The organism is Streptomyces sp. BK022 (genome assembly GCF_004217355.1).
GTDB classification, from domain to species: Bacteria; Actinomycetota; Actinomycetes; order Streptomycetales; family Streptomycetaceae; genus Streptomyces; species Streptomyces griseoluteus.
In genome coordinates this window covers 583,400-609,632 of record NZ_SHKU01000003.1, presented here as the reverse complement: position 1 = coordinate 609,632, position 26,233 = coordinate 583,400, and the positions used below count along the sequence as shown (strand labels likewise).

The window sequence follows — 26,233 nt, the reverse complement described above, 5'->3', positions numbered from 1 at the left end:
CATGGGCGAACTTTTCGGCACACTTTCCGACGGGACCCCGGTGCACCGCTGGACGCTCGAGCGCGGTGGGGTACGGGTCCGGGTGCTGTCGTACGGCGGGATCGTGCAGTCGGCCGAGGTGCCGGACCGGGAGGGGCACGCGGCGGACGTGGTGCTCGGGTTCCCCTCGGTCGAGGGCTACGTGGACCATCCGGGCCCGTATCTGGGCGCGTTGGTGGGCCGGTACGCCAACCGGATCGCGGGCAGCCGCTTCCCCCTGGACGGGCGGACGTACACCCTGGCCCGCAACAACGGGCCCAACTCGCTGCACGGCGGCGAGCGGGGCTTCGACCGGTACGTGTGGGACGCGGAGCCGGTGGAGCACGGGGTGCGGCTCAGCCGGGTCAGTCCGCACGGCGAGGAGGGTTTTCCGGGGCGCCTTCAGGTCTCGGCGACGTACACGCTGGACGAGTCGGGGGCGCTGCGGATCGCCTACGAGGCGGTGACGGACGCGCCGACGGTCGTGAACCTCACCAACCACTCGTACTGGAACCTCGGTGGCTCGGGGCACGCGGGCGGTCATGAGCTGCGGCTGGCCGCCTCGCGGTACACGCCGGTGGACGACGGGCTGATCCCGGTGGGCGAGCCCGTGGACGTGACGGACTCGCGCTTCGACTTCCGCGCCTCCCGCAAGGTCGGCTCGGGGTACGACCACAACTACGTGCTGGACAAGGGTGTCACGCCGGCGGCCGAGGAGGTGGCCGAGCTGTACGACCCGGCGTCCGGGCGGGTGCTGACGGTGGCGACGACCGAGCCGGGACTCCAGCTCTACACCGCCGACCACCTCGGCGCCCCGTTCGCGCCGGGCGAGGGGATCGCGCTGGAGACCCAGCACTTCCCCGACTCCCCGAACCGCCCGGACTTCCCCACCACCCGGCTGGAGCCGGGCGAGGTGTACCGCTCCGCGACGGTGTACGGCTTCGGGACGCGCTGAGCCGCCCCGGACAGTATTCAGCCCCGGTCCTGGTGTCAGGTTCCGGGACCGGGGCTGATGTCGACGGTAATCCGCGCCGGGCGGCCGGCGGCACCGGATCGGGGGTCCGGGCGGGTTCTCCTACGAACCCTTCACGCCCGTGTCACGACTTCGCCTTCTCGCCCGCCGGGCCGGGCTCAGGCGGGGACCGGCCGGTCGCTCTCCGGCTGCTCCTCGGCGAGGGGTTCGCCGAGCAGGTCACGGGTCAGCAGGGTGGCACCGGCGACCGCGCCGGGCATCAGGAACACGGCGACCACGGGGACGAGGAAGGCGAGGCCCAGCGGGACGCCGAACCCCCAGGCGAGCATCTTGCGCGAGCGCAGCAGGGCGAGGCGCGCGCGCAGGTCGACGTCCCGGCGCTGGAGGGCCACGGAGGTGAGTTCCTCGGTGAGGAAGAACCCGGTGACGAAGAAGCCGAGGACGGGTACGACGGTCTGGCCGACCACGGGCAGGAAGCCGAGCGCGAAGAGCAGGACGCCCCAGACGCCGGCCCGTACCAGGATGCGCAGGCTGTCGCGGGCGGAGATCCACAGGTCGCGCCACATCGGCCGGTCGGAGGTGGGCGCGCTCCCGTCGGGGGAGACGTCGGCGTCGGTGCGCTCGGAGAGGCTCTCGTAGAAGGGCTGGCCTATGAGCAGGGTGGCCGCGGTGAAGGTCAGGACGGCCAGCAGCAGGGCCAGGGCGAACAGGACGACGGTGAGGAAGCCCCGGAAGACGCCCTGCCAGGGACCGGACCAGTCGTCGGCGAACGGGGTCGCCCAGGTGACGGCGTCCGAGCCCCACCCGCCGAGCGCGACCAGCACCGCCACGTAGAGGACGAGGGTGATCAGGCCGGGCAGCAGGCCGAAGCCGTACTGCCGTCCGTGCTGTGCCACCCACCGCTGGCCGTTGAGGAGATGACGGAACCCCACCCCGAGATCGCGCATGGCGGGGACTTTACCCGCAGCCGCGGGTTTCAGGCGCCGAGCATGCGGCGGAGCAGGTCGCGCAGGGAGGAGCGCTCGGCGGTGGAGAGGCCGGCGAGGGGTTCGCGGGCGAAGTGCAGGCCCTCGCGGAGGTCGCGGGCGACCCGCAGGCCCTCCTCGGTGGCGGCGGCGAGCTTGACCCGGCGGTCGGCGCTGTCGGGGCGCCGCTCGACCAGGCCGCGCGACTCCAGCCGGTCCACGATCCCGGTCACGTTGGACGGCTCGCACTTCAGCCGCTGGGCGAGCTTGCGCATGGGCAGCGGCTCCAGGGCGAGAAGACTGAGCAGGCGGGCCTGCGGGCCGGTGAGCGCGTGGCTGGCCGCGGCCTCCTCGTAGTCCGCGTAGAAGCGGGCCACGACGTCGCCGATCAGCTCGACGACCTCCATGGTCAGGGGGTCGGCGGCGCGGTGACGGGCGGCGGGGCGCGGCGGCTGGGTGGACATGGCGTCCAGGATACCGGGTTACTTGACATCATGAAATATTCAGGAGCATGGTTGTTTCAGGTACTGAAGTAGTTTGAGGAAGAAGGTCGCCCCAAGATGTCCGACTCCCCCGCCCTTCCCGCAGTCAGCCGCGAGTGGCACTTGCTCGAGCGCCCGGTGGGCTGGCCGAAGCCCGAGGACTTCGCGCTCGTCGAGGTGCCCATGCCGGTGCCCGGCGAGGGCCAGGTGCTGGTACGGAACGAATACCTCTCGGTGGACCCGTACATGCGGGGCCGGATGAGTGCCGCGAAGTCCTACTCCGCCCCGTTCGAGCTGGGTGAGCCGATGGAGGGCGGCGCGGTGGGCGTGGTCGTCGCCTCCGACGTCGACGGCATCGAGCCCGGCGACCATCTGCTGCACTTCCTCGGCTGGCGCGAGTACGCGGCGGTGGACGCGAAGAAGGCCGTCAAGGTCGACCCGGACGCCGCGCCGCTCTCCACCTACCTCGGGGTGCTCGGCATGACCGGCCTGACCGCGTACGCCGGTCTGCTGCGCACCGCCGGGTTCAAGGAGGGCGACATCGTCTTCGTCTCCGGCGCGGCCGGCGCGGTGGGCAGCCAGGTCGGCCAGCTCGCCAAGCTCAAGGGCGCCTCGCGGGTCATCGGCTCGGCCGGGTCCGACGAGAAGGTGCGGCTGCTGGTGGACGAGTACGGGTTCGACGCCGCCTTCAACTACAAGGACGGGCCGGTGGGCGAGCAGCTCCGCGAGGCCGCGCCGCACGGCATCGACGTGTACTTCGACAACGTCGGCGGCGACCACCTCCAGGCCGCCATCGCCGAGCTGAACCTGCACGGCCGGATCGCCATCTGCGGCGCGATCTCGGTCTACAACAACACCGAGCCCGCCCCCGGCCCGAACAACCTCACCCGGCTGATCCAGACCCGCGGCCGGATCGAGGGCTTCCTGGTCGGCGACCACTACGACCTCCAGCCGGAGTTCGTCCGCGAGATCGCGCCGCTGGTCGCGTCGGGCAAGCTGAAGTACCGCGAGACGATCGTGGACGGCATCCAGAACACGCTGGAGGCGTTCCTCGGGGTGCTGCGCGGGGACAACACCGGGAAGATGATCGTCAAGCTCTGACCGGTGTCCCGCGCCGGCCGCCGGCCGCCGGACCTCGGCGAAGGCCGCATCCCCGGGCGTGGGGTGCGGCCTTCGCCCTGTCTCAGCCCTTCAGCGCCGCCTCGTGCACGGCGGCGGCCAGCCGGTCGTTCTCCGGGGCCGCGCCGCCGGGGTAGGCGAAGCGGCGGCGGGTGTAGCCGTAGGCGAGGCGGCCGCGCGGGTCGGCGAACGCCTGCGCGCCGGCCGCGCCGCAGTGGCCGAGGGTGCCGGCGCCGAGGAAGGGGTGCCAGGTCTCGGCCGTGCACTCGAAGCCCAGGCCGAACACGGCGTGGGAGCGGCACACCAGGTCGTGGCCGGCCGAGTGCGGCTGGCCGAACTCGGCGAGGGTGTCGCTCTTGAGGAGCGGCGCCTTCTCGTCCACCTCGCTGATCATCGCCGCGTACATCCCGGCCAGGCCGCGGGCCGAGGCGACGCCGCCGACGGAGGCGGGGCCGTTCGCGCGGACCAGGCGGTCGTTGGGCAGCGACTCCAGGTCCGTGGGGGTGGAGGCGTGCTGGTTCCGGGCGATGGACGGCAGGGTGTGCGGGCCGGTGCGGCGCAGTTCGGCCTCCGCCAGCTGGGCGGGGGTCGGCAGCATCGGCTGGGTGGGGCGGAAGCGGGGCTCGCGCGAGGCGGGCAGGCCGAGGTGGAAGTCCAGCCCGTAGGGGGCGCGGACGCGCTCCTCGTACAGCTCCTGGACGGTGTGGCCGGTGGCGCGGCGGATCACCTCGCCGGTGAGGGCGCCCATGGTCAGCGCGTGGTAGCCGAAGGCGGTGCCGGGGCGCCAGAAGGGGCGCTGGTCGGCGAGGCGTTCGGCGAGCGCGCGGTCGTCGGCCAGTTCGGCCGGGCTGAAGCCGGTGTCGGTGCCGACGAGTCCGGCGCGGTGGGCGAGGAGGTCGCGCAGGGTGAGGGTGCTCTTGCCCTCGACGCCGAACTCGGGCCAGTAGTAGGTGACCTTGCGGTCCAGTTCGAGGGTGCCGTCCTGCACCAGGAGGGCGGTGACCAGGTGGGCGGCGCCCTTGGTGCAGGAGAAGACGCCGTACAGCGAGCCGGCGTCCACGCCCTCGCCCGCCCACAGGTCGACGACCCGGCGGCCGTCCACATAGGCACACAACTGGCCTTCGTAGTCCGGCTGTTCGCCGGCGACGAAGGCGGCGAATTCCTCGCGCACCGCCTCGTACCCCTCGGCGACAGTGCCCTGGACGGTGCTGTCCTGTGTCATCCGGTTCTCCTCAACTGAGCCGCTGCTCGCTGCTCCTCCTCGCACGGCGCCGGGTCCGGCCGGCGCATTCCGAGGTCGTGTACGGCGAGATGTACCTGTTCGACTCAACCGCCGCAGGGCCCGGTTGGTGTCACCGTTACCCCGGATGGCGTACTCCACGGGGTTCGTACGACCAGGGAGGCGGGGACGGGCTGGCGGCCGGGGCGCCGGGGGCGCCCGCCCGGGAGGGGGCGGGCCACCATGCGTCGCCGCCGGGCCGGCCGCGCGTCCCTCAGCCGCACCACCACAGGAAGCGGTCGCAGGTCTTGGTGGGGGTGGGCTCGGGGGCGGGCTTGGTCGTGGTGGGGGCCGCCGTCGGGGTGGGGGCGGGCTTCTCCGGGGCCGGGTCGTCGGGGGCGGGGGCCTCGGAGTGCCGGGGAGTGGTGGCGGGGCTGTCGGTGGTGGGGCTCACCGACGGGGACTGCGACGCCTTCCTGGTGGGGGACTCGGAAGGGGAGGCCGAGGGGGAGTCCGAGGCGGAGGCGGAGGTGCTGGGGGTGGTGGACGCGCCGGCCGTGGTGCCGGTGAGGGAGGCACCCGTACGGGCCGGGGAGACGGACGCGGAGCCGCCGTCCGGGGAGGCCTCGCTGGAGGCCGGACGGTCCAAGGAGAAGGGGGCGTCGGCGCCGAGTTCGGCGAGGCTCAGGGCTGCCGCCGCGAGGACGAAACCGGTGACGACGAGGAGGGTGCGGCGTCTGCGGCGGCGATGGGCCGCGGCCTTGCGGTCGCGGCGGCTGCCGTCGGGGGCCGGGTCCGGGTCGTCGTAGGGGTCCTCGAAGTCACCGGGGTCACCGGGGTGTTCGGAGTCCCCGGTTCGCCCGGAGTCCGCGGGGGGCTCGTGGGTGCCGCGCCGGTCGGCCTGCCGCGGGACCTTCGGGGGCTCGGGGGCGGCCGGGGGTTCGGGGGCGTGGCCCGGGGTGGTTTCCCCGGGCGGGGCGGCGGGGGCTTCCTGTTCGTACGGGGTGGCCGGTTCCCCGTAGGAGGCCGCTTCGTACGGGGTGGCCGGTTCCCCGTAGGGGACCGCCTGAGCGGCCTGCCCGTAGGAAGGAGCCTGGGGGCTCTGCCCGTAGGGGTCCGCCGCGCCGCCGGAGGCAGCGGTGGCGGTGGGCGCGACGGCGGTCAGGGCGGGCGCGCCGCAGCCGGGGCAGGCGAGCGCGCCGTTGAGGTGCCGTCGGCACGGGTGGCAGTAGTCCATGACGCGGGAAGACTAGATTCCACTCGGGTCACGTTCCTAGGTGCCGCTGTGAAGGTTTGGTGCGGGAGAGGCACCTGCGCACACGCCTTTGCCGGAACCGTTACGTGTTCGACCCATTGACACCCCCCACCCGCCCTCCCTACTGTCACGCCAGCATTTCGAACGCATGACGAAATTTCGAACACCGAGGGGTGGACGGGCGTGCGTATCACCGGAATCAGCACCCATGTGGTCGGCACACCGTGGCGGAACCTGACCTATGTGCAGGTCCACACGGACGAGGGGCTCACCGGCGTCGGGGAGACCCGGATGCTCGGTCACACCGACGCCCTGCTCGGCTACTTGCGGGAGGCCGAGGCCAACCACATAGCGGGCTCGGACCCGTTCGCCGTGGAGGACCTGGTCCGCCGGATGAAGTACGGCGACTTCGGCCGGGCCGGCGAGATCGTGATGTCCGGGATCGCGGTGGTCGAGATGGCCTGCTGGGACATCAAGGGCAAGGCGCTCGGCGTACCGGTGTGGCAGCTGCTCGGCGGAAAGGTCACCGACCGCGTCAAGGCGTACGCGAACGGCTGGTACACCACCGAGCGCACCCCGGAGGCGTACCACGAGGCGGCCCGCGCGGTCGTGGCGCGGGGCTACCGGGCCCTGAAGATCGACCCGTTCGGCACCGGCCACTTCGAGCTGGACCACGAGCGCACCCGGTACGCCGTCTCCCTGATCGAGGCCGTACGGGACGCGATCGGCCCGGACACCGAGCTGATGCTGGAGATGCACGGCCGCTTCTCCCCCGCCACCGCGATCCGCCTCGCCCGCGAACTGGCACCCTTCGATCCCGCCTGGCTGGAGGAGCCGGTACCGCCGGAGAACCTGAAGGCACTGCAGAAGGTGGCCGCCAAGGTGGACATCCCGGTCGCCACCGGGGAGCGGATGCACGACCGGATCGAGTTCCGGGAGCTGCTGGAGAGCCAGTCGGCGGACATCCTCCAGCCGGACGTCGGCCACATCGGCGGCATCTGGGAGACCCGCAAGCTGGCCGCGGCCGCCGAGACCCACTACGTGCTGCTCGCCCCGCACAACGTGGGCGGATCGGTACTCACCGCCGCCTCGCTCCAAGTCGGCTTCAGCACACCGAACTTCAAGATCCTGGAGCACTTCAACGACTTCGCGGACGCGGAGATCAAGACGGTGGTCAAGGGCGCCCCCGAGGTGGTCGACGGCTACTTCCACCTCTCCGAAGCCCCCGGCCTCGGCGTCGAGCTGGACACCGAGGCGGCGGCCGAGTTCCCGCAGCAGCAGGCCCGGTTCGACCTGTGGGCCGAGGGCTGGGAGCGCCGCAGGCCGAAGGGGACGAAGTGAGCGTCCAGGTGGTGGTCGAGGCGCCGGGCACGCACCGGCTTCAGCCGCACACACCCCGTACACCCGGCCCCGGCGAGGCGCTGGTCGCCGTGCACGCGGTGGGGGTCTGCGGCAGCGACCGCGAGCTGTACCGGGGCAACCGGCCCGCGCCGTACGCCCGTTACCCGGTGGTGCCCGGCCACGAGTGGTCCGGCACGGTACGGGAGGTGGGCGCCGGGGTGCCGGAGCGCCTGGCCGGCCGCAAGGTGGTCGGCGAGGGCTTCCGCAACTGCCAGGTGTGCGCCCGCTGTCACGCGGGCGACACCACGCTCTGCGAGGCGGGGTACGAGGAGACGGGCTTCACCCGTCCCGGCGCGATGGCCCCCACCCTCACCCTGCCCGCCCGGCTGCTGCACCCCCTGGCGGACGACGCCGACCTCACCGCGGCCGCCCTGCTGGAGCCCGCCGCCTGTGTCGCGGCCGCCGCCCTGGCCGCCGACGCCCGGCCCGGTGAGCGGGTCGCGGTGGTCGGCGCGGGGACGCTGGGGATGCTCGCGGTGCGGTTCCTCGCGGCGGTCTCCCCCGCCGAGCTGCTGGTGGTGGGCCTGGACCGGGAGCGTGAGGCGCTGGCGAAGGAGTTCGGCGCCACCGGCTTCGCCGTGAGCGGTTCCGGCCTGCCCGGCGGCTACGACGTCGTGATCGAGGCCGCGGGCTCCGCCGAGGCCGCGGTCACGGCCGCCGCACTGCTCCGGCGCGGCGGACGCCTGGTCCTGACCGGTATCCCGGCACCGGGCGCGGCGGGCCTGGACCCGGCCGATCTCGTCCTGCGGCGGCTGGAGGTACGGACCGTCTTCGGGGCGCCCCCGGCCGCCTGGGCGCACGCGGTCCGGCTGTTCGGCGCCGGGCTGCTGGACCCCCTGCCCCTGGTGTCGCACCGGCTGCCGCTGACCGAGTTCGCGCGGGCGGTCGAGGCCGAGGGGCCCGGAAAGGTGCTGCTGCTGCCCTGACCTGGGCGTACGCGTCCCCTAGGGAGCTCGTACGCCCGAAGATCCGAACGCTGTCCGGCATACCGAACATGAAAGGCAGCCCGTGACCGACCTTTCCGCCCCGGCCGTCCGCAGGCCCGGTGAGCAGGCGCTCGCCGCTCTGGGGCTGGCCGCGCCCGCCCCCGACCCCGCCGACGCCTCCCCGCACCGCTTCCCGGGCGGCGGGAGCTGGCGTACCGAGATCCCGTCGTGCGAAGGGCCCGAGGCGCTGGCCGTCGTGCTCGCCGAGGCGGCTCGGCTGGACGTGCCGGTGCACCGGGTCAGCCAGGGCAGCGGCGTGTGGATGCTCACGGACGCCGAGATCACCGAGATGGCCGGGGCGACCCGCGAGCGAGGCATCGAGCTGTGCCTGTTCACCGGACCGCGCGGCACCTGGGACACCGGCGGCGCGGTGCGCTCCGACTCACGCGGCGGCGGCCCGCGCGCCCGGGGCCACGACGCGGTGGCCGGCTGTGTCGAGGACGCGGTCCGCGCGACCGAACTGGGCGTGCGCTGCCTGCTGGTGGCCGACGAGGGCGTGCTGTGGGCGCTGCACCGGGCGCGGGAGTCGGGGGTGCTCCCGGCGGACACCACGCTGAAGGTCTCCGCGCTCATCGGCCCGGTCAACCCGGTCTCCTACGCGGTGTTCGAGCGGCTGGGCGCGGACTCGATCAACGTGCCCGGCGATCTCACCCTCGCCCATCTCACCGAGATCCGCCGGGTGTCCGGCGCCCCCATGGACATGTACATCGAGGCGCCGGACGACCTCGGCGGCCAGGTGCGGATGTACGAGGTGGCCGAGCTGATCCGGCGCGGTGCCCCGCTGTATCTGAAGTTCGGCCTGTCGAAGGCGCCCGGCATCTATCCCTGGGGCGCCCACCTCCGCGGTGTCGCCCTGGACACCGCCCGGGAGCGGGTGCGGCGCGGCCGGCTGGTCCTCGACCTGCTCGCCCGGCACGGCGCCGACGGCGGCATGGCCCCGCTCGGCAGCCGCCTCCCCGGCCCGCTGCACCGCTTCCCCACGACGGACTGATCCCGCACCACCGCACGGCCCGACCCGCTCAACGCCGAGACGAAGAAGGACGGTTCCCCATGCGCGACCGGTACACCGCACGCCCCCGCAGAGTCGCTCTCGCCGCGACCGCCGTACTCGCCCTCACCCTGACCGCCTGCGGGCAGAGCGGGGAGGGCGGAGCCGAGGACAAGGGCGGTGACGCCAAGGGCGGCACCATCGGCGTCGCCATGCCGACCAAGTCCTCCGAACGCTGGATCGCGGACGGCGCCAACGTCGTCAAGGACCTGCGCGCCAAGGGCTACAAGACCAAGCTGGTGTACGGCCAGGACGACCCGGACACCCAGGTCGCCCAGATCGAGAACCTGATCACCCAGGGCGTCAAGGGCCTGATCATCGCGGCGATCGACAACAAGTCCCTGAACAACGTGCTCCAGGAGGCCTCCGACGCGCACATCCCGGTCATCGCCTACGACCGGCTGATCCTCGGCACCAAGAACGTGGACTACTACGCCTCCTTCGACAACGAGAAGGTCGGCGAGCTGCAAGGCACCTACATCGCGCACAGGCTGGGGCTGGACAGCGGCAAGAAGGGGCCGTTCTCCATCGAGTTGTTCGCCGGGTCCAACGACGACAACAACACCAAGTACTTCTTCGGCGGCGCGATGAAGGTGCTCCAGCCCTACATCGACAAGAAGCAGCTCGTGGTGCGGTCCGGGCAGACCGCGCTCAACCAGGTCACCACGCTGCGCTGGGACGGCACGACGGCCCAGCACCGCATGGAGGACCTGCTCACCTCGGCGTACCGGTCCGGCCGGGTGGACGCGGTGCTCTCGCCCTACGACGGCATCTCCATCGGCATCCTGTCCGCGCTGAAGTCGGACGGGTACGGCGGGAAGGGCAAGCCGCTGCCGGTCGTCACCGGGCAGGACGCGGAGCTGGCGTCGGTGAAGTCGATCATCGCCGGGGAGCAGACGCAGACCGTGTACAAGGATCTCCGCAAGCTCGCCGAGGTCGCCGCGACCATGGTGGACGACACCCTCAAGGGCAAGAAGCCCGAGGTCAACGACTCCAAGACCTATGACAACGGCGCCAAGGTCGTGCCCGCCTATCTGCTGCAGCCGGTCAGCGTCGACAAGGGCAACTACCGCGAGGTCCTGGTCGACGGCGGCTTCTACACCGAGTCCCAGCTCAAGTGATGGCCGGCCACGACGACCTGGAAGGCGCGGCCATGGCCGGACCCGTCCTCGAAATGCGCTCGATCGTCAAGACCTTCCCCGGCGTCACCGCCCTGTCCGACGTCACCCTGACCGTCCGGCCGGGCGAGGTGCACGCCATCTGCGGGGAGAACGGCGCCGGGAAGTCCACCCTGATGAAGGTGCTCTCCGGCGTTCATCCGTACGGCAGTTACGAGGGCGAGGTGCTCTTCGAGGGCGAGGAGTGCCGGTTCCGGGACATCCGGGCCAGTGAGCGGCAGGGCATCGTCATCATCCACCAGGAGCTGGCGCTGGTGCCCTATCTCTCCCTCGCGGAGAACCTGTTCCTCGGCAACGAGCACGCCCGGCGCGGTCTGATCGACTGGACCGAGACCCTGCGGCACGCCACGAAACTGCTGCGCAGGGTCGGCCTGGACGAGCATCCGGAGACCCGGATCGCGGACATCGGCGTCGGCAAGCAGCAGTTGGTGGAGATCGCCAAGGCGCTGGCGAAGTCGGTGCGGCTGCTGATCCTGGACGAGCCGACGGCCGCCCTGAACGACGAGGACAGCGGCAAACTCCTGGATCTCATCCTGGAGCTGAAGGCCCAGGGAATCACCTGCATCGTGATCTCGCACAAGCTGAACGAGATCCGCAAGGTCGCCGACTCGGTGACCGTGCTGCGGGACGGCCGCTCGGTGGAGACGCTGGACGTGCGGGCGCCGGGGACCACCGAGGAGCGGATCATCGCGGGCATGGTCGGCCGCGACCTCGACCACCGTTTCCCCGAACGCCCGCCGCACCGGCCGGAGTCGGGTGCGGCCCCGGCCCTGGAGGTGCGCGGCTGGACCGTGGGGCATCCGATCGACCGGCAGCGCAAGGTCGTCGACGACGTGTCCCTCGAGGTGCGCCGGGGTGAGATCGTCGGCATCGCCGGGCTGATGGGCGCGGGCCGCACCGAGCTGGCGATGAGCGTGTTCGGCCGCTCCTACGGCCGGTACGCGGGCGGCACGGTGCTGAAGGACGGCCGGGAGATCCGTACCCGGACGGTGGCGGAGGCGGTGGGGCACGGGATCGCGTACGTCACCGAGGACCGCAAGCACTACGGGCTCAACCTCATCGACACCGTGCACCGCAACGTCTCGCTGACCGCGCTCGGCAAGGTGGCCCGGCGCGGGATCGTCGACGAGCACGCGGAGCGGCGGGCGGCGGAGGGGTTCCGTACCGCCATGAACATCAAGGCGCCGACCGTGCTGGAGCCGGTGGGCCGGCTGTCGGGCGGCAACCAGCAGAAGGTCGTCCTCAGCAAGTGGATCTTCGCGGACCCGGACGTGCTGATCCTGGACGAGCCGACGCGGGGCATCGACGTGGGCGCCAAGTACGAGATCTACACCGTGATCGGGCGGCTCGCGGCCGAGGGCCGGGCGGTGGTCTTCATCTCCTCCGAACTGCCCGAGCTGCTCGGCATGTGCGACCGGATCTACACCATGGCCGCCGGCCGGCTGACCGGTGAGGTGCCGCGGGCCGGGGCCACGCAGGAAGCGCTGATGCGCCTGATGACCAGAGACGAAGAGGTGACGCCATGAGCGCGGACGTGACGGCCCCGGCTCCGCCGGAGCGCGACGGACCGCCCGCCGGGCCGGGCGTCCTCCGGCTGGTGCTGGACGGCCTGCGCCGCAACATGCGCCAGTACGGGATGGTGATCGCGCTCGGCCTGATCGTGGTCCTGTTCGCTGTGTGGACCGACGGGGACCTGCTGCTGCCGCGCAACGTGTCCAACCTGGTACTGCAGAACAGCTACATCCTGGTACTGGCGATCGGGATGATGCTGGTGATCATCTCGGGGCACATCGACCTGTCGGTGGGCTCGCTGACCGCGTTCGTCGGAGCCTTCCTGGCGGTGCTGAACGTGCGGCACGACGTGCCCTGGCCGCTGGCACTGGTGCTGTGCCTGCTGGTGGGCGCGGCGGCGGGGGCGGTACAGGGGTATCTGATCGCCTATCTCGGCATCCCGTCGTTCATCGTGACGCTCGCCGGGATGCTGCTGTTCCGGGGGCTGACGGAGATCCTGCTGGAGGGGCAGACCCTGGGGCCGTTCCCGGACGGGCTGCAGAAGATCGGCAACGGCTTCCTGCCCGCGTTCGGCCCGGACACCGACTACCACAACCCGACGCTGCTGCTGGGGCTCGCACTGATCGCGGCCGTGGTCTGGCAGGAGGTCCAAGGGCGGCGCAGGCAGCGGGAGTTCGCGCTCCAGGTGCCTCCGCTGAGGCTGTTCGCGCTGAAGCTGGCCGCGCTGGTAGCGGCGATCCTCGCCCTGACCCTGCTGCTCGCCAGCTACAAGGGCGCCCCGATCATCCTGATCGCCCTCGGCGCGCTGGTCGTCGGCTACGGGTACCTCATGCGCAACGCGGTCTTCGGCCGGCACGTGTACGCGATCGGCGGCAACCTGCCCGCGGCGAAGCTGTCCGGGGTGAAGGACAAGAAGGTCACCTTCCTGGTCTTCCTGAACATGGGCGTCCTCGCGGCGCTCGCCGGACTCGTGGTCGCCGCCCGGCTGAACGCGGCGTCGCCGAAGGCGGGTGTCAACTTCGAGCTGGAGGCCATCGCCTCGTCGTTCATCGGCGGCGCCTCCATGAGCGGCGGGGTCGGCACGGTGCTCGGGGCGATCATCGGCGGCCTGGTGCTCGGGGTGCTGAACAACGGGATGAACCTGCTGAGCGTCGGCACCGACTGGCAACAGGTGATCAAGGGGCTGGCGCTGCTGCTCGCGGTCGGCTTCGACGTCTGGAACAAGCGCAGGTCGGGGGCGTGAGGGGCGTACGCCGGGTGAAGGAGGTCACAGCGGCGGTGAGTTGAACACCACCCCGGCGTCCTCCGTATGGATGAGTGGCCCGCGTCCCCCGCGCGGGCCACCCTTCGACGGAGGTCCCCTTGCCTGACAACGTCACCTCGTTGTTCCGCAGCACCGCCGCGCACAGCCCTTCGATGGCGGCGCTGGTGCGGGAGAGCGACGGTACGGGTCCGGTGGACTTCTGCATCCCCTGCAACCCCTACTTCCCGACGCCGGCGATGTTCGAGGAGATGGCGTCCCGGCTGCGCGAGATCATCACGTACTACCCGAGCAGTGCCGACACCATCACGGCCGAGCTGTGCCAGTTGCTCCACCTGCCGCCGCAGTGCGTGGCGATGGGGAACGGGTCGACCGAGCTGATCACCTGGATCGACCATCTGCTGGTCCGCGAGTCGCTCGCGGTGCCGGTGCCGACCTTCGGCCGCTGGACCGACCAGCCGATGGAGACGGGCAAGCGGGTCGACATGTTCCCGCTCCAGGAGGCAGGCGGCTTCGCGCTGGACCTCGGCCGGTACGCCGAGTTCATCCGGGCGCGGGGGACGCGGGTGGCGGTCCTCTGCAACCCCAACAACCCCGACGGCGGCTTCCTGCCCCGGCAGTCGGTGGTGCAGTTCATGGACGCGATGGCCGACCTGGACCTGGTGGTGATCGACGAGTCGTTCCTGGAGTTCGCGGACGCCGAGGCGGAGCCGAGTGTGGTGCAGGAGGCGATGCTCAGACCCAACGTGATCGTGCTGCGCAGCCTCGGCAAGAACTTCGGGCTGCACGGCATCCGGTTCGGGTATCTGGTGGCCAACCCGGGCCTGGCGGGCAAGGTCCGCTCGATGCTGCCCAAGTGGAACCTCAACTCCTTCGCGGAGTACGTGGTGTTCATGCTGAAGCAGCACGGTGCCGAGTACACGCAGAGTCTGCTCCAGGTGCGGCGCGACCGGCTGGAGATGGCCAGCCAGCTGTCCGCGCTGCCGGGGCTCACCGTCTATCCCTCGCAGGGCAACTTCCTCTTCGTGCGCCTCCCTGTGGGCGCCGAGGGCACCGTGGTGCGGGACCGGCTGCTCACCGAGCACCGGATCCTGGTCCGCGAGTGCGGCAACAAGATCGGTTCGTCCAGCCGCTTCCTGCGGCTCGTGGTACGCCCCGAGACCGACGTCCACCGCCTGGTGGCGGGCCTGGAGCAGGTCCTCTACGAGCCCCCGGTGCCCGAGCTGGGCTACAGCTCCGGCACCGCGGCGGTGGACCGCCTGGTCGGCGAGACGAACGGCGCCGGAGTCCGGCTGACCGCCTCCTCCGGCTCCCCCGTCATCGCCGCCGCCCTGGCCGCCGGTACCGGCATGCCGCTCCCCGCCGCCCCACCCCCACAGGGCGCCGGGATGCCGGTACCGGCGGCCCCACCGGGTCCGGCGCCGCAGCAGATCCCCCAGCAGCCGGTGCCGCAGCGGGCGCCCGCCCCGGCGGCGTCCCCGGCCCCGGCCCCGGCCCCGATGGCGCCCCCGCCCGTTCCGGCCCCCGCGTCCCCCTACCCGGCACCGGCCGCCGCGGCCGTCGCCCCCACCCCCATGGCCGCCCCCACCCCCATGGCCGCCCCCGCCCCCGTCCCCGCGCCCGCCGCCGCCCTGGGCCCCACCCCACCCGGCGTCCCGGCACGCGGGGGCCTCACGGCCGCCCAGGTACGCGGGATGACGGCGCCGGGCACCCCGGCCGTCCCCGCCACACCCGACTTCGCCCCGTCCTCCGCCTCCGGCTGGCCCAACGCCCAGAGCTGGCCCAACGCGGCGGGCGCGGGGGCACCGGCGCCGATGGGCTAGCGCGTCCGCGCGGCACGCGCCGCCCCCCGCCAAGGGCGCCGCACGCCGGTGCGAGCCCCCGTGCTTCCGCGATCGACGCCCACTTCACCGCGAGGGCACACCCCCGTACCGGTTGATTCGCCCCGCCCCGGGCCCCGTGGTCCGCCGCGAGCTGACGGGCCGTGGAGAATGGCCTCTGCCACGCTTCTTATGGGGGCCGACCGGAGGACGACCTTGGCACTCAGCAGACGTACTTTCAGTGCCCTGACCGGCTGTGCCGCGCTCGGGTTCGCCCTGGGCGGGAGCGGGGGGCCGGGGGCGCCCTCGGCGTTCGCGGCGAGAGCGGTGCCGACCGGGCCGGCGCCCGCGCCGCCGCGGGCGGACGGGCGGCGGCACACCGTCGGGTTCGACCCGTACTCCCTGCTGGTGGACGGGCGGCGGCTGGTGGTGTGGTCGGGCGAGATGCACCCGTTCCGGCTGCCGAGCCCGTCGCTGTGGCGGGACGTGCTGCAGAAGATGCGGGCGCACGGCTTCAACGCGGTCAGCGTGTACGTCTCCTGGAACTACCACTCCCCCGCGCCCGGCCGCTTCGACTTCACCGGCGTCCGGGACCTGGACCTGTTCCTGCGCACCGCCGCCGAGACCGGGCTGTACGTCATCCTGCGCCCCGGCCCGTACATCAACGCCGAGGTCGACGGCGGAGGGTTCCCCGGCTGGCTGACGGTGACCAAGGGCACCGCGCGCACCGCCGACCCCACCTATCTGCGGCACGTGGACGCGTGGCTGACGCAGGTGAACCGGATCGCCCGCAGGCACCTGTACACACGGGGCCGGGGCACGGTCCTGCTGTACCAGCTGGAGAACGAGTACGACTCCCACGTCACCGAGCCGACCGGCCGGGCGTACATGTCCCACCTGTACAAGAAGGTGCGGGCGGACGGCGTCGACGTACCCCTCTTCCACAACGACAAGGGCCGCAACGGCCATTGGACGCCCGGCTCCTTCGACACCGGTGGTGAGGAGGGCGGTTATCTGTACGGCTTCGACGGCTACCCCTCGCCCTCCCAGAACCCGCCGGACTGGGGGAAGTTCGGCAAGGGCGGGCCGACCGGGGGCTCCACCGCCTCCCCGGGCACACCGGGATTCGTGCCGGAGTTCGGCGGCGGCTGGTTCGATCCGTGGGGCGGGGCCTGGTTCGACGGCAAGGGGTACCCGGAGGCCCGGCGCACCCGCGACTCCGCCTACGAGCGCCGCTTCTACCTGACCAACCTGGCCAACGGCCTCACCCTGCACAACGTCTACATGACGTTCGGCGGCACCAGCTGGGGCTGGCTGCCCGCGCCGGTGGTCTACACGTCGTACGACTACGGCGCGGCCATCGACGAGGCCCGCAACGTCACCGCGAAGATGGCACCGATGCACCAGCTCGGCCATCTCTTCCAGCGCGTACCGGACTTCGCACGTCTGGACCGGGCCGCGGACGTGACGGTGGCGGGGCTGAAGGTCTACCACCTGGCCAACCCGGACACCGGCGCGCACGTGTACGTCGCGCGCAACGACGGCACCGAGCCGGTCACCGCCGAACTGCCGGCCAACACCGGGAAGCTGCGCATCACCGTCCCCGCCCGCGACGCCCGCATGCTGGCGACCGGACTGCGCCTCGGCAAGCGGAGGATGCGGCACAGCACCGCCCAGCCCGTGATGAGCGTGACGGCCGGCCCACGGGACGTCGCCGTGTTCGCGGGCCGCCGGGGGGAGATGGCCGACCTGGTGCTCGACTGCCCGCGGGAGCCGGACGTCACCCGGCTCGACCCGGAGGCCGGCTGGGCGTACGAAGGCGGAGAGCTGCACGTCAGCGCGCCTCTGGGGGAGGCCGGCCTGAGCCGGGTGCTGGTGACCGGCGGCGAGACGGAGACGCCGCTGGTGCTGCTCTTCGCGGACGACGACACCTCGATGCGGATCTTCCCGTACGACACCCCCGCCGGGACCCTGGTGGTGTACGGCCCCGCGCTGCTGCGCCACGCCGAGGTGCACGGCTCCGAGGTGCGGCTCACCGGTGACCTGGACGGCGAGTCGGTGCTGGAGGTGTGGGGCCCGCGCGGCGTCGGCACCCTGGTGTGGAACGGGCGCCGGGTGCCGACCCGGACCACCCTCTCCGGCAGCCTGATGACCACCGCCCCGCTGCCCCGTGTGCCCGAGGTCCGCCTCCCGGAGCTGACCGGCTGGCGCATGCGCACCGAGAACCCGGAGGCGGGCCCCAGCTTCGACGACTCCGGGTGGCGCCGGGCGGACCGCAGGACGTCGTACAGCACCACCCCCGTCCCCAAGGGCGGCCCGGTGCTGTTCGCGGACGACTACGGGTTCCACTACGGGGATGTCTGGTACCGGGGTACGTTCAGCGGGAGTACCGGGATCGAGTCGGTCTCGCTCGCCTACAGTTCCGGTACCCAGGGGCTGTTGATGGCCTGGCTGGACGGGGAGCCGCTGGGCACCCACCGGCTGCCGGTGCCGGACAAGACGGCCACCATCCGCAAGGGCACCTGGGAGGCGACGGCCACCTTCCCCGTCCGCCCGGAGCTGCGCTCCCCCGGCCGCCATGTGCTGTCGGTGCTGGTGCGGCGCATGCAGCACGACCAGGACGGCAAGGGCGACGACACCCACAAGGCGGCACGCGGTCTGACCTCGGTGTCCTTCACCGGGGCGGCACCGGAGGTGTCCTGGCGGCTCCAGGGCGAGCGGGCCGTGGACCCGGTACGCGGCCCGCTGAACACCGGTGGCCTGTACGGGGAGCGGGAGGGCTGGCACCTGCCCGGCCTCCGCGACCGGGACTGGGAGCCGGTGACCTTCCCCAGGGAGGAGCGGCGGCAAGGCGTCACCTGGTACCGCACCACCTTCCGGCTGTCGGTGCCGGGTGACGTGGACGCCTCGGTGGGGCTGCGGCTGGAGGACGATCCGTACCGGGCCTACCGGGCGCAGATCTACCTCAACGGCTGGAACATGGGGCAGTACATCAACAATGTGGGTCCGCAGCACACCTTCGTGCTGCCGAACGGGATTCTGCGCACACGTGGCACCAACACACTGGCACTGGCGGTGCTGTCGGAGTTCACCACACTGTCCGGGCCCGGCAAGGTGAGCCTGACCCTCATGGGCGCCTCCGCGGGCGGCCTCCCGGTGACTCCGGTGCCCTCCCCCGGCCACTGAACGGCCGTACGCGCACGGGTGGTTCTCGGTTGAACCACACCCGCTGATCCGCATGACGTGGGCACACCCGTGCGCGTACGCTCGGACGGTCCGGTGGCGGCGCCGGGGCGAAGGAGGAGAGGGCGGCACATGGTCAGCTCGGACGCGCGGGCGCGAGCGGTGCGACTGGCCGCCCGACTGCGTCCCTCTCGTCCGGCCCGTACGATGCGCGCCCTCGCCAGGGAACTCGCCGCCGACGTGGCCGAGTCGCCGGAGCCGCCGACCGACGTGGGCGGGGTCTGCCGTGCCCTGTGCGCGGCGATGAGCGCCCGGCGCGGCGGGCGGCCGGTGGAGCTGCGGTTCGAGCGCTTCCCGGACGAGATCGAGGTCACCGGGCTGTGGGTGGAGTTCCAGGACTTCGACCTGGTCATCGTGGAGGAGCGCGCCGAGGCCGTACAGCAACTCGTCATTCTGGGTCACGAGTTGTGGCATCTGCACGCCGGGCACCGGCACCACCCGACCCTCGGCGCGGCCACCCTGGCGCTCGCGGACGGGTCCGGCTGGGAGGGGACCGCGCTGACGGTGGCCGCCCGTGACGGCTCCCGCGAGGCCGACGAGGCCGCCGCCGAGGACTTCGGCCACCGCCTGGCCACCCTGTTCCGCTCCCATCTGGGGCGTTCCGCCGAGCCCCTGGACCTCGTGCAGCGTTCGCTCGGCTATCGCGGCCGGGGCGGGGCCGCGCGGTGAGCGCGGCGGTCATGGAGCCCGCCGCCACCCTGCGGGACTTCTCGATCTCCTTCTGGATCCCTACGGCGGTGCTGGGCATCGCGCTGGTGATCAAGCTGCCCACGATCATCAGGCTGTGGCGGGACCCGCTGCTGCGCGCGGTCGGCGGTCTGCTGCTGCTGGCCTGCGGTGTCTTCGTGTTCTGCTCGCCGTCCACCATCGCGCGGGTCAACCGGCTGACCGGGGTGTCCAACATCTCGGCGCCCTGGTGCTATTCGCTGCTCACCGCGTTCTGCGGCTCCTGTCTGCTGCTGATCATCACCTGGCGCAACGGCCCCGACCGTTCGGCGGTCACCCGGCGGGCCCGGCGCTGGGTGGTGTCGGTGTACAGCGGGGTGATCGCCGCGCTGTGGCTGCTGTTCCTGCTCGCCGACGTACCGGTGGAGCGGCTGCGGGACCTGGACACCTACTACGCCACCACCCCCTTCATGCGCGAGGAGATCCTCCTCTACCTCTGCGCGCACGCCCTGGCCTGCCTGATCACCGCGCGGCTGCTGTGGAACTGGGTGCGCGCGGAGGGGCTGGACGCCTGGCTGCGCTGGGGGCTGAAGCTGCTCGGCGCGGGCTACGTGCTCAACCTGATCTTCGACGCGGTCAAGCTGGTCGCGGTCGGCGCCCGCTGGGCGGGCGGTGACCTGGACTGGCTGAGCACCGACCTCGCGCCGCCGATCGCCGCGCTGTCGGCCATCCTGATCGCGGTCGGCTTCATCCTCCCGCACGCCGGCCAGTACGCGAGCGACCGCTGGCGGGTCCGCCTCGCCCACCGCCAGCTACGCCCGCTGTACGTGCTGATGCGCACCTCGTCCGGCGAGGGCGTGCCCTTCGTGCTGCGGGCGACTCCGGAGCTGCGGCTGACCCGGCGCGAGACGTTCATCCGGGACGTGCTGCTGCCGCTGGCCCGGCATCTCGACACCGCCCTCGGCGCCCGCGCGTACGAGGCCGCGCTGAGCCTCGGGCATCCGCCGGACCGGGCGCGGTCGCTGGCGTCGGCGGTGACCATCCTGGACGCGGTCGAGGCGAAGGCCCGGATGCCCGAGCCGCCCGCGACGGCGGCCGCGCCGGACACCACCGACCTGCTCCAGGAGATCGGGCCCGTCTCCCGTGCCCTCCGCCGTCCCGACGAGATCGCGGCGGTCCGTGCCCGTGCGGCCGCCGACCCAGCAGAGAGCGTTGCCGCACATGAGTGAAGTGAAGCCCACGGCCGTCGTGCTCGGCGGCTCCCTGGCCGGCATGCTCGCGGCCCGCGCCCTGGCCGCCACGGGCGCCCGCGTCACGGTGGTGGAGCGGGACGCGCTGCCCGCCGGGCCCGAGCCGCGCAAGGGGCTGCCGCAGGCGCGGCACGTCCACCAGTTGTGGTCGGGCGGTGCCCGCGCGCTGGAGGAGCTGCTGCCGGGCGCGCAGGCGGCGTTGGGCGCGGCCGGGGTGCGCCGGGTGCCGATGACCGCGGACATGGTGGCGCTGTCGGCGCACGGCTGGTACCGGCGCTGGCCTGAGTCGGCGTTCATGCTGCCGGCCGGGCGGGACCTGCTGGACCAGGTGGTCCGGGACCTGGTGCGGGTGGACGGCGCGATCGAGCTGCTGGACCGCGCCGAGGCCCTCGCCCTCACCGGCACCGGCGCCGCGGTCACCGGAGTGCGGGTGCGGGCCGGCGGCACCGAACGCACCCTGGGCGCCGATCTGGTGGTGGACGCCACCGGACGCGGCTCCCGTGCCGCGCACTGGCTGGCGGAGCTGGGCCTGCCCGAGCCGGAGCGCCGGGAGGTCGACTCGGGGCTGACGTACACGAGCCGGCTGTTCCGGGCGCCGGAGGGGGCGCGGGAAGGCTTCCCGGTGGTCAACATCGAGCCCGGCCAACGGGGTTCGCACGTCGGGCGCGGCGGGGTGCTGCTGCCGGTGGAGGACGGCGGGTGGCTCGTCACCCTGATCGGCGCCCGCGGCGGCGAACCGCCGTCCACCGAGGCCGAGTTCCTGCGGTACGCGCACGAGGAGCTGCGGCACCCGCTGATCGGTGAGCTGCTCACCCACGCCGAACCGCTGACGGACGTCACCGTCACCCGGACGACCGCCAACCGGCGCCTGTTCTATGAGCGGTTGCCCGAGTGGCCCGAGGGGTTCGCCGTCCTCGGTGACGCCCTGTGCGCGCTCAACCCGGTGTACGGGCACGGCATGTCGGTGGCGGCCCGGTCGGCGCTGGCCCTGCGGGACACCGTGCTGCGGCGGGGCGGGCTCGGCGCGCCCGGTCTGGCCCGGCGGGCGCAGCGGGCGGTGGGCGGCACGGTGCGCACCGCGTGGGACCTGGCGATCGGCGCCGATGTGTTCTACCCCGGCGCCACCCCGACCGGCCCCACGGTCCGGGACCGGCTGGTCTCCGCGTACGTGGGCCGGCTGCTGCGCACCGCCACGGGCAACGGCCGGGTCGCGCGCCGGGTGACCGACGTGACCTCGCTTCAGGCCGGCGCGGAGGCGCTGCTCGCCCCGCGCATGCTGCTGGCGGCAGCGGTGGGACCGCTGCGCCCGCCGCTCCCGGGACCGCCCCTGACGGCGGCGGAGCGGAAGGCGGCGGGGCTTGTCTGACCGGCGCGCGGCGTGACGCGGCGGCCACGTCCGCCGCGGACGCTCTCTAGCCCGCGAACGGCGGTTGCGGCAGTCCCTCCCCCGCGTCAGGCACCACCAGCACCGAGCCCGACAGGGGCGGGGGCGCGGTGAGGCCGACGCGGGCGGTGGTGACGTACAGGTCCCTCAGGCCGGGGCCGCCGAAGGCGCAGGCGGTGGTGCGCGGGACGGGCAGGCGGACCTCGCGGTCGAGGGCGCCGGAGGGCGTGTAGCGGCGGACCGCTCCGCCGTCCCACAGCGCGACCCAGACGCAGCCGGCCGCGTCGACCGTGAGCCCGTCGGGGAAGCCCGCGCCCTCCTCGACGACGGCCAGGGTGCGCCGGTTCCGGACCCCCGTGCCGTCGTAATCGAAGACGTCGACGCGCCGGGTGGGGCTGTCGACGTAGTACATCAGCGTGCCGTCCGGGCTCCACCCGATGCCGTTGCTCACGGTGACGTCGGTGAGGACCGGGGTGGCGGTGCCGTCGCCGGTCAGGCGGGTCAGGGTGCCGCCGCCGGGGGCCTCGTCGTAGCGCATGGTGCCGGCCCACAGGGAGCCGTCGGGGGCCACGGCCGCGTCGTTTGCGCGGCGGCCGGGGACCGGGTCGCGGTGCAGCCAGCGGAAGGCGCCGTCGGGGTCGAGGAGGGCGACGCCGTCGCGCAGGTTGAGCACCAGGCCCCCGTGGGCGCGGGGCTTGGCGGCGCCCACGTGCTGGCCGGCGGCGCGGACCGTGCGGCGGCCGGTGGCGGGGTCGTAGGTGTGCACGCGGCTGCCCAGGACGTCGACCCAGAGCAGGCGGGCGGTGGCCGGGTCCCAGGTCGGGCCCTCGCCCAGTTCCGCCTCGGCCGCGACGGCGACCTCGTAGCCGCTCACGCCGCCTCCCGGTGGCCGAGCCGCCCGGAGAGTTCGGCGGCGCCCCGGACGGCGAGCGCCTCCAGCTCGGTACGGCGTTCCTCGCTCCAGCGGACCGTGGGCACCGAGATGGACAGCGCGGCGACGACCCGTCCGGTGCGGTCGCGGACCGGGGCGGCGACACAGCTCACGTCCGGGTTGGACTCCCGCCGCTCCACCGCGACACCCCGGCGGCGGATCTCCGCGAGCGCCTCGCGCAGCCGGGCGGGATCGGTGAGGCTGTCCGGGGTCATCGCGGCCAGTTCGGCGCCGTCGGGGACGCGTGCGGCCAGCTCCGGCGCGGGCAGCGAGGCCAGCAGCATCTTGCCGACGGCCGTGCAGTGCGCGGGCAGCCGGCGCCCGGCGGCGGAGACCATGCGGACGGCGTGCGTGGAGTCGACCTTGGCGATGTAGATGACGTCGGTGTCCTCCAGCAGCGCCACGTGGACCGTCTCGTCACAGGTCTCGGCGACGGTACGGGCCACCTCCCGGCCCTCGGCGGCGAGGTCGAGCTGCTCGGCGTACCGGCTGCCGAGCTGGTACGGGCGCACGCCGAGCCGGTAGCGGCCGGGCTGTCCTGGTACCGGTACCAGGTAGGAGCGGGCGGTAAGGGTGGTGACCAGCTCGTGCACGGTGGTGCGCGGGAGGCCGAGTCTGCGCACGATGTCCGGCGCGGAGAGCGTGCCGTCCCCGTCGAGGAACAGCTCCAGGATGTCGAAAGCCCGCGTCACGGCGGGTACGAGGCGTCCCACGTCCGGCCTCCTCGCCTGCTCTGCGGGCACGGCGGCCCGTGTTCGATACCCCGACCGGCGACCGGTGGGGCGAACACAGGCTAGTCACAGCGGGTCGGACGGGCAACGGTCGCCCGCTCGCCCGGCACCATGGAGGGTATGGCTCGCGACTTCTCCCTGGTGCTGCTGCGCCGCATGGCCGACCACAATCCGGAGCTGGCCGAGGACGCCCGCAGGCGGCTCGGCGCCTCCGCGACCGAGATGCGGGAGGCCAACAAGCACTGGCAGGCGATGGCCCGTTCGCCCAGGTCACGCCCGGCCTTGTCCCGGTATCGCGCGATGCTGGGCGAGCCGGAGTCGGTCGAGCCGCGCCGGGTCGGTGATCTGGAGTGCGAGGCGTGGCGGTGGACGCTGTCCCTCTGGCCGGACCTGCGCTTCGAGCTGCTCCTCGGGCCGGGCGGGGCGGTCCTGACCGAGTGGCTGGTGCGTGCCCCCGGCGCCCCCGCCCCCGGACTGAGCACGCTGGAGGACCTCACCCCGTGGTCCTGCACCGTGGAGGAGGTGGCCCGCGCCTTCGCCCCGGCCCGCCCGGTCCAGGGCACCGCCCCGGGCCGCCAGGCGCTGGCCTTCACCGCTCCCGACCGGGACGGGGTACGGCACGAGATGGCCGCCGAGTTCACCTGGGGGCTGCTCCAGCGGACGGCCCTGCGGGACTGATCCTCAACTTCCCTTCGCCGCCTCGATGATGAGCTGGGCGACGCGGGGCACCGACTCGGGGTGCAGGTCGAGGAAGAGGTGGGGCTCGATGACCTCCAGCTCCAGCACACAGGGCTGCCCGTCCTCACCGTCGATCAGGTCGACCCGGCCGTAGAGCAGCCGCTCGGCACCGCCGGGCACGGCCGCCAATGCCTGCTCGGCGACTGCCAGTTCGGCTCCGGTCGGCTGCCATTTCTCCCGCTTCGGGTGCGCGGTCTTCTCGGCGTCGAAGGGCGTGCCGGAGACGAGGACGGCGCCCTTGCGGCTGGCGTGCAGCAGGCGGCCGCCGAAGAAGTGGAGGGCCCGCTCGCCGTGGTGGTCGACGCCTCGCATGTAGGGCTGGACCATCGCGGTGAGGCCCTCGGCGTGCATGTGCGCCAACTGCCGTACCGCGCGTTCGCGTTCCTCCGGTGTGTACCGGGCCGCGTACCGGGCTCCCGCGCCCGAGGCGGGCTTGATCACGTACTCGTGCCCGGTCGGCAGGTCGGGCTCGGCGCCGGGTGGGAGGTACCGGGTGGGGACGGTCGGCACACCGGCCGACGCCAGTTCGCCGAGGTAGCGCTTGTCGGCGTTCCAGTGGACCACGTCGGCCGGGTTGAGCAGCGGGGTGAGCGCGTCGACGCGGTCCACCCAGGCCAGGAACTCGGCGGTGCGCCAGGTGTAGTCCCAGGTGGAACGGATGAGGACGAGGTCGTAGTCGGCCCAGTCGGCGTCGGGGTCGTCCCAGAACCGGGCCTCCGCGTCGGCGCCCGCCGCCCTCAACTCCGCGGTCAGCCCGGCCAGGTCGGGGTCCCTGCTGGGCGCGGTGCCGGGGTCGTAGGTGGCGAGGGCGATACGCGGCACGGCGGGCTCCCTGGTCGTCTGCGTCGGCTCGGTGATCGCGAGGCTAGCAACCGCACCGGAACCGGAACACCCCTGTTGACCTTCCCCTTCGGTGAAGCCCCAGCATCGGTGGCGAAGCGAGGAACCGGCCTTTCGAGGGAGCCCGCACGGACATGGACCTGCTCACCATCGGGGCGTTCGCCAAGGCGTGCGGGCTCTCCCCCAAGGCCCTGCGGCTCTACGACGAGCTGGGCCTGCTGCGCCCCGCCCGCGTCGACCCGCACACCGGCTACCGCTACTACGCCGTCGCCCAGCTGGACCGGGCCCGGCTGGCGGCGTGGCTGCGGCGGCTCGGGATGCCGCTGGCCCGGATCCGCGCGGTGTCCGCCCTGACCGGGGCGGACGCGGCGCGGGAGGTCCGGGCGTACTGGGCCGGTGTGGAGGCGGAGACGGCCGTGCGGCGGGATCTCGCCGCGTTCCTCGTGACGGAGTTGACCGGGATACCGAGAGAGGGACCCACCATGCTGGAACTGCGCTGCGCCGCCCACTCCGACCGGGGGCACGTCCGCCCCGCCAACCAGGACACCGTCCACGCCGGCCGCAGGCTGCTCGCCGTGGCCGACGGCTTCGGCCGGGCCGGGGCGCTCGCCAGCGCGGCCGCCGTCGAGGCGCTGCGGTTCCTCGACGAGGAGGACGGGCCGCGCCCCGGCAATGTGCTGAACCTGCTGGCCGACGCCGTGCGGGGCGCGAGCGACGCCGTACGGGACGTCCGCGAGGGGGACGAGTGCGCGGGCACCACGCTGACCGCGCTGCTGTGGACGGGGTCGCGGCTGGCCCTGGCGCACATCGGGGACAGCCGGGCCTATCTGCTGCGCGAGGGCGGCCTGTTCCGCATCTCGCACGACCACAGCGTGGTGCAGTCCCTGCTGGACGAGGGGCGCCTGACCCCGGCGGAGGCGGAGAGCCACCCGCAGCGGTCCCTGCTGCTGAAGGCCCTGGGGGCCGACCCCGATCCCGACCTCCGGCTGCACGAGGCGCGCCCCGGCGACCGCTATCTCCTCTGCTCGGACGGCCTCACCGGCGTGGTCCCCGACGACAGGATCAGGGAGCTGCTCGCCGCCGCCCCGGACCCGGAGACGGCCGTACGGACGCTGGTCGACGCGGCCAACACGGCGGGCGGGCCGGACAACGTGAGCTGTGTGGTCGGGGACGTGGTGCCGCCGGTGGGGTAGGAAGGGGATGTCGTGACCGG

At 73.1% G+C, this 26,233-nt stretch carries 22 protein-coding genes; 15 read left to right on the top strand and 7 right to left on the bottom strand.

The genetic code is table 11. From position 1 onward, the window contains the following. Nucleotide 1: 1 nt before the first annotated feature. The gene (locus tag EV284_RS14240; RefSeq protein WP_130333887.1) at nucleotides 2-973 is read left to right on the top strand and encodes an aldose epimerase family protein; all 972 of its coding nucleotides are present in this window, start codon (nucleotides 2-4) and stop codon (nucleotides 971-973) included. A gap of 176 nt (nucleotides 974-1,149) precedes the next feature. Here EV284_RS14240 and EV284_RS14235 read toward each other — a convergent pair whose 3' ends face one another. Together EV284_RS14235 and EV284_RS14230 are read right to left on the bottom strand one after the other, a co-directional pair. Next, nucleotides 1,150-1,938: an EI24 domain-containing protein gene (locus EV284_RS14235; RefSeq protein ID WP_130333885.1), complete on the bottom strand. Its 789-nt coding sequence runs from the start codon at nucleotides 1,936-1,938 to the stop codon at nucleotides 1,150-1,152. 29 nt (nucleotides 1,939-1,967) lie between these two features. Beyond that, a complete protein-coding gene (locus EV284_RS14230; protein ID WP_130333883.1) occupies nucleotides 1,968-2,420 on the bottom strand; it encodes a MarR family transcriptional regulator in 453 nt (150 codons plus the stop codon). Nucleotides 2,421-2,516: 96 nt separating this feature from the next. Here EV284_RS14230 and EV284_RS14225 point away from each other — a divergent pair, with 96 nt between their 5' ends. Further along, nucleotides 2,517-3,539 (top strand): NADP-dependent oxidoreductase, encoded by a 1,023-nt coding sequence (locus tag EV284_RS14225; protein ID WP_130333881.1) that lies wholly within the window; start codon nucleotides 2,517-2,519, stop codon nucleotides 3,537-3,539. A gap of 82 nt (nucleotides 3,540-3,621) precedes the next feature. Here the strand turns inward: EV284_RS14225 and EV284_RS14220 are convergent, their stop codons facing one another. Beyond that, nucleotides 3,622-4,779 (bottom strand): serine hydrolase domain-containing protein, encoded by a 1,158-nt coding sequence (locus EV284_RS14220; protein WP_130333879.1) that lies wholly within the window; start codon nucleotides 4,777-4,779, stop codon nucleotides 3,622-3,624. A 271-nt stretch (nucleotides 4,780-5,050) separates the two neighbouring features. Beyond that, nucleotides 5,051-6,013 (bottom strand): hypothetical protein, encoded by a 963-nt coding sequence (locus tag EV284_RS14215; RefSeq protein WP_130333877.1) that lies wholly within the window; start codon nucleotides 6,011-6,013, stop codon nucleotides 5,051-5,053. Nucleotides 6,014-6,214: 201 nt separating this feature from the next. On the opposite strand from EV284_RS14215, the gene EV284_RS14210 reads away from it, so the two are divergent. The 11 genes from EV284_RS14210 to EV284_RS14160 all read left to right on the top strand — a co-directional run bounded on the left by EV284_RS14210 (nucleotide 6,215) and on the right by EV284_RS14160 (nucleotide 21,762). After that, nucleotides 6,215-7,372: a mandelate racemase/muconate lactonizing enzyme family protein gene (locus tag EV284_RS14210; protein WP_130333875.1), complete on the top strand. Its 1,158-nt coding sequence runs from the start codon at nucleotides 6,215-6,217 to the stop codon at nucleotides 7,370-7,372. Then, nucleotides 7,369-8,358: an alcohol dehydrogenase catalytic domain-containing protein gene (locus tag EV284_RS14205; RefSeq protein ID WP_130333873.1), complete on the top strand. Its 990-nt coding sequence runs from the start codon at nucleotides 7,369-7,371 to the stop codon at nucleotides 8,356-8,358. Before EV284_RS14210 ends, EV284_RS14205 begins: the two co-directional genes overlap by 4 nt. 82 nt (nucleotides 8,359-8,440) lie before the next feature. Further along, the gene (locus tag EV284_RS14200; RefSeq protein ID WP_130333871.1) at nucleotides 8,441-9,409 is read left to right on the top strand and encodes a hypothetical protein; all 969 of its coding nucleotides are present in this window, start codon (nucleotides 8,441-8,443) and stop codon (nucleotides 9,407-9,409) included. Nucleotides 9,410-9,468: 59 nt separating this feature from the next. Then, a complete protein-coding gene (gene chvE / locus EV284_RS14195; RefSeq protein ID WP_130333869.1) occupies nucleotides 9,469-10,587 on the top strand; it encodes a multiple monosaccharide ABC transporter substrate-binding protein in 1,119 nt (372 codons plus the stop codon). Between the two features lie 32 nt (nucleotides 10,588-10,619). Beyond that, entirely contained in the window at nucleotides 10,620-12,170 is a 1,551-nt protein-coding gene (gene mmsA / locus EV284_RS14190) for a multiple monosaccharide ABC transporter ATP-binding protein (RefSeq protein ID WP_130334723.1), read from the top strand. After that, a complete protein-coding gene (gene mmsB, locus EV284_RS14185) occupies nucleotides 12,167-13,399 on the top strand; it encodes a multiple monosaccharide ABC transporter permease (RefSeq protein WP_130333867.1) in 1,233 nt (410 codons plus the stop codon). The genes mmsA and mmsB overlap by 4 nt, the downstream gene beginning before the upstream one ends. 119 nt (nucleotides 13,400-13,518) lie before the next feature. Beyond that, on the top strand, nucleotides 13,519-15,240 hold the full coding sequence (locus EV284_RS14180) for a histidinol-phosphate transaminase (RefSeq protein ID WP_130333865.1): 1,722 nt from the start codon (nucleotides 13,519-13,521) through the stop codon (nucleotides 15,238-15,240). 213 nt (nucleotides 15,241-15,453) lie between these two features. Beyond that, nucleotides 15,454-18,423: a beta-galactosidase gene (locus tag EV284_RS14175; RefSeq protein ID WP_130333863.1), complete on the top strand. Its 2,970-nt coding sequence runs from the start codon at nucleotides 15,454-15,456 to the stop codon at nucleotides 18,421-18,423. A gap of 129 nt (nucleotides 18,424-18,552) precedes the next feature. Then, nucleotides 18,553-19,149 carry a toxin-antitoxin system, toxin component family protein gene (locus tag EV284_RS14170; RefSeq protein WP_207229028.1) on the top strand — a complete coding sequence of 199 codons (597 nt, stop codon included), beginning with the start codon at nucleotides 18,553-18,555 and terminating at the stop codon, nucleotides 19,147-19,149. Between the two features lie 11 nt (nucleotides 19,150-19,160). Next, nucleotides 19,161-20,375 carry an MAB_1171c family putative transporter gene (locus EV284_RS14165; RefSeq protein WP_130334718.1) on the top strand — a complete coding sequence of 405 codons (1,215 nt, stop codon included), beginning with the start codon at nucleotides 19,161-19,163 and terminating at the stop codon, nucleotides 20,373-20,375. Next, nucleotides 20,368-21,762 carry an FAD-dependent oxidoreductase gene (locus tag EV284_RS14160; RefSeq protein WP_130333861.1) on the top strand — a complete coding sequence of 465 codons (1,395 nt, stop codon included), beginning with the start codon at nucleotides 20,368-20,370 and terminating at the stop codon, nucleotides 21,760-21,762. The genes EV284_RS14165 and EV284_RS14160 overlap by 8 nt, the downstream gene beginning before the upstream one ends. Nucleotides 21,763-21,808: 46 nt before the next feature. Here the strand turns inward: EV284_RS14160 and EV284_RS14155 are convergent, their stop codons facing one another. Together EV284_RS14155 and EV284_RS14150 are read right to left on the bottom strand one after the other, a co-directional pair. After that, on the bottom strand, nucleotides 21,809-22,654 hold the full coding sequence (locus tag EV284_RS14155) for an SMP-30/gluconolactonase/LRE family protein (protein ID WP_130333859.1): 846 nt from the start codon (nucleotides 22,652-22,654) through the stop codon (nucleotides 21,809-21,811). Further along, on the bottom strand, nucleotides 22,651-23,424 hold the full coding sequence (locus EV284_RS14150; RefSeq protein ID WP_130333857.1) for an IclR family transcriptional regulator: 774 nt from the start codon (nucleotides 23,422-23,424) through the stop codon (nucleotides 22,651-22,653). The genes EV284_RS14155 and EV284_RS14150 overlap by 4 nt, the downstream gene beginning before the upstream one ends. Nucleotides 23,425-23,562: 138 nt before the next feature. Here EV284_RS14150 and EV284_RS14145 point away from each other — a divergent pair, with 138 nt between their 5' ends. Beyond that, nucleotides 23,563-24,120, top strand: coding sequence for a hypothetical protein (locus tag EV284_RS14145; protein ID WP_130333855.1), 558 nt, complete (start codon nucleotides 23,563-23,565; stop codon nucleotides 24,118-24,120). A gap of 3 nt (nucleotides 24,121-24,123) precedes the next feature. On the opposite strand, the gene EV284_RS14140 is transcribed toward EV284_RS14145, so the two are convergent. Further along, nucleotides 24,124-25,002 carry a hypothetical protein gene (locus tag EV284_RS14140; RefSeq protein ID WP_130333853.1) on the bottom strand — a complete coding sequence of 293 codons (879 nt, stop codon included), beginning with the start codon at nucleotides 25,000-25,002 and terminating at the stop codon, nucleotides 24,124-24,126. A gap of 152 nt (nucleotides 25,003-25,154) precedes the next feature. Here EV284_RS14140 and EV284_RS14135 point away from each other — a divergent pair, with 152 nt between their 5' ends. Further along, nucleotides 25,155-26,213 (top strand): MerR family transcriptional regulator, encoded by a 1,059-nt coding sequence (locus tag EV284_RS14135; RefSeq protein ID WP_130333851.1) that lies wholly within the window; start codon nucleotides 25,155-25,157, stop codon nucleotides 26,211-26,213. Nucleotides 26,214-26,233 lie beyond the last annotated feature (20 nt).